Source organism: Roseibium sp. (genome assembly GCF_025698965.1).
Lineage (GTDB): Bacteria > Pseudomonadota > Alphaproteobacteria > Rhizobiales > Stappiaceae > Roseibium.
Genome location: NZ_JAILWL010000615.1, coordinates 1 through 3,182 on the forward strand (window position 1 = coordinate 1; position 3,182 = coordinate 3,182).

At 59.2% G+C, this 3,182-nt stretch carries 4 protein-coding genes; 1 reads left to right on the forward strand and 3 read right to left on the reverse strand.

Annotation, left to right across the window (positions count from 1 at the left end; genetic code table 11):
- Positions 1–225 precede the first annotated feature (225 nt).
- Complete coding sequence (locus K5905_RS30525; protein WP_286799718.1) at positions 226–1,158, reverse strand: hypothetical protein; 933 nt, start codon at positions 1,156–1,158, stop codon at positions 226–228.
- Between the two features lie 255 nt (positions 1,159–1,413).
- On the reverse strand, positions 1,414–1,560 hold the full coding sequence (locus K5905_RS30530; protein WP_297591486.1) for a hypothetical protein: 147 nt from the start codon (positions 1,558–1,560) through the stop codon (positions 1,414–1,416).
- A gap of 39 nt (positions 1,561–1,599) precedes the next feature.
- Between K5905_RS30530 and K5905_RS30535 the strand changes: the two genes are divergently transcribed.
- The gene (locus K5905_RS30535) at positions 1,600–2,421 is read left to right on the forward strand and encodes a site-specific integrase (RefSeq protein ID WP_297591487.1); all 822 of its coding nucleotides are present in this window, start codon (positions 1,600–1,602) and stop codon (positions 2,419–2,421) included.
- A gap of 207 nt (positions 2,422–2,628) precedes the next feature.
- On the opposite strand, the gene K5905_RS30540 is transcribed toward K5905_RS30535, so the two are convergent.
- The coding region (locus K5905_RS30540) for a sigma-70 family RNA polymerase sigma factor (RefSeq protein ID WP_297591488.1) at positions 2,629–3,182 on the reverse strand (554 nt) is incomplete at its 5' end.

Sequence of the window (3,182 nt, forward strand, 5' to 3'; positions counted from 1 at the left end):
CATCAGGTGACCTCCCCCTCGTGAGCGGTATGGTCTTGATGATTGATCGACGCCAATTGGAGATCGCGGGCCGGGTGGGGGACAAGGTTGAGGAGAGCGGCGATGTACTCACCGTCGATGATTTTCTTGTTTAGCATTTGAGTTTTGTAGCTCCCTTGATAATGGTTTTCAGATAGGTTTGATCCTTGCGCGAGTTCTTTTCAGAGCGTCAAGGCGGTAGGTAACTTATTGTTCTTCAACCTCCTTTCTGTTGCGGTGGATAAAGCGGCGCAGTGGCTCGGCTAAGTTGAGTTCGATGCGGACCGCCGCATGCTTGCGAGCGGTCTGCGCCTCGTCCCAGCGCGAGTCTGTGAAGGTGTAGAAAAACGTACCCTCGTCCGTCCGATGTCTCTGGTAGGCGTGCAGAAGCCAGTCGAGGTCGAAATTCGCGGACCGAAGCGAGCGGATGTCGGCGAGCAAAAGCCAGCCGTCTCCAGGCAGTAGCTTTTCGCTGTTCTTACCAAGCTCAGGCTCGCCAAGACTGTCCGGGAGATCGCGTACTCGCGCAAAAAGCCAGCGTCGGTCGATTAGAAGAAGCCGGGCGTCCTGGGAGCGATCAGCACCAATCTGGCTCGCAGGCGCTGCAGAGATTCCCTGCTTTGCTTCCCGTCGCGCAGCGGCATCACCGCTGTCGAGGCCGAACCAGTAGAGCACATAATCGACCCATTGCTCTGCGAGGCTGATCGCCAGCGGTATCGGATCGCCGTTTTCATCGAGTTGCGGTCCAGGCACGGCCGCAAGCAGATCAGCAAGCCGCAGGAACGAGAGGTCGGCGAAATCCGCCAACGTCATAACCATCTCGGCCTTGAGCAGTTGATCCAGCTCCCACAGCCGCATCCAGCCGCGTACCGGCGTGTAGGTGTCTAGGTCGATCTTGCGAGACTTCTGGCAAGTGATCCATCCTGCGCTCTGAAGGTGCTTGAGCGCCGCCTCGGTCGCGAACCGAGACAGGGTTCCGCCACCGTGAGCGATTGCCTTGCCCTTGCGCGTCGCCACATCCTTTAGCGGTGCGCCGGTCGCCTCGTCATCGGTCAAGAATTGACGCTCACGCCAGTCCAGCCGTAGCTGGTCCGCCACCCAGTCGGGATCGGAAAATTTCTCTCTGTCCAGCAAACTCATCTTGACGCCTCTCATAGACAATGGAATGTATCCGCGTGCCCACCGGACTGTTCGATGGGCGGCGCGGGAATGTATGCCTAACATTGTTATCTGCGTCAATAGGAAATCAACGCTGACTGACAATAAGGAACAATTGATGGCAGTTTATTCGATCACCACCCCGCTGGTGCGAAACGCTGGACGGCGAAGTACAAGGACACTCAGGGCAAATGGCGATACAAAAACTTCGGACGGAAAAAAGAGGCGCAAGCCTTTCTAGAAGAGGTTAGCCGCCAGCTTGGCGAGGGCACGTTCGTCCACGACAAGGCCACCTGTACCGTCACCGAGGCAGCAGACTTGCATCTTGGAAGCGCTTCGGTCCGCGCGCTCGAACCGGGCACGCAGGACCAGTACGAGCAGCACGTCCGGCTCTACATAAAACCGCACCTCGGCCACGTGCTGTTGACCAAGCTCACCGAGCCGATGATCCAAGAATTTCTAGACGACGTCGTCGAAGAGCGGTCGGCGGCCATGGCCAAACGCGTGCTTGGCACGCTGAACCGGGTGATCAAGGAAGCGCAGCGCCGTAACCTCGTGGGTCGTAACATCATAGCCGACAAGTCGATCAAGGCTCCGCGCGCCGAACCGTATGTAAAGCGGATGCCGGAGCGACATGAGTTGAGCGGTTTACTCGCGAACACGGATGACCAGGGGCAAGTCCTTCTGATGGCCGCGATGCTGACCGGCATGCGATTGGGCGAACTGCGCGCTCTGACATGGGATGATGTCCGCTTTGATAACCGCATCATCCGCGTGCGCAAGGCCAGCCGCTCAGACGGATCAGTGAAGGGCACGAAGTCGGCTAGCGGCTATCGAGACATCCCGATCAGTGGTGTCCTCGGTCTCGAGCTAAAAAAGTGGCGACTGCAGTGCCCGGTCGGAGGCAAGGGCCTCGTCTTCCCGAACGGCAACGGGAATGTCGAAAGTGGTTCGAACATCAGGCAACGTGTCTTCATTCCGGCGATGAGGGCTATCGGCCTGACGACCGAGGTCGTTGGCAACACCGGCAGAAAGGTCGAGAAGCCCGCTTTTCGTTTCCACGATCTGCGTCACGCAGCTGCTGCGCTCTTCATCGAGCAGGGCATGGGGCCCAAGCGCATCCAGGAGTTGATGGGCCACAGCTCCATTCAGGTCACGTTCGACATCTACGGCTATCTTTTCCGCGATCCGGAGGCCGACGCCGCAGCGGTTGATGCGATCTCGGCGAAGCTCTTTGAAGGCTGATCGACCCCATATGGGTCAAATCGATTTCAGGGGTGGCTTACACCCGAAGGACCGGGCTCTTTGAGCCGGGTTTCTTTTGCGATTGTTTATAGTCCGGCTGCGCGGAGTGTCAGAAAAGAGCTGCGGCGTGCAACGAAATTTGCTAGCGAGGACGCGAGGGTCTCTTCAGCGGCCGTTGAATGCGACCCCGAACCGCACAAGGGCTAATCAATTTCTGCGGATCAGCGCTGCGGTTAATCTCTTTCTCGCCCGGTATAGCCTGTTCTCCACCGCCTTCTCCGTAAGGCCGAGTTCTTTGGCGGCTTCGGCCATAGTGAGCCCCTCGAAGGCGGTGAGGATGAGCGGGGTCTTTAACCCATCTGGTAGAGCACTGATCGCCGTCTTCGCCCGCTTGAGCTGGTCTCGGTCGGCCGTTGCGCGTTCCGGGTCGGCGGTGTCTTGCGGCGCGTCCCATTCTGCGCCGGAACTGGTCACCGGACTGAGGCTGATCCAGCGGCGCACGCGCGCCTTTCGCTGTTCGTCTCGGCACTTGTTGCGCACGATGGTGCGCATCCAAGTCTCGAAGGGATAGGCGGGATCGTATTTGCGTAGAGACCGCCAGGCCGCAACGAACGCCTGCTGGACCATATCGTAGGCGAGGTCCTCATCGCCGATATGGCGGCGAGCAAACCGGTATAGCGGCTCCTTGGTCCGGCGCATGAGCAGGGTGAACGCCCGGTCCTCCCCGGCGAGCGCCCTGGCCGCCAGGTCGCCGTCCGATG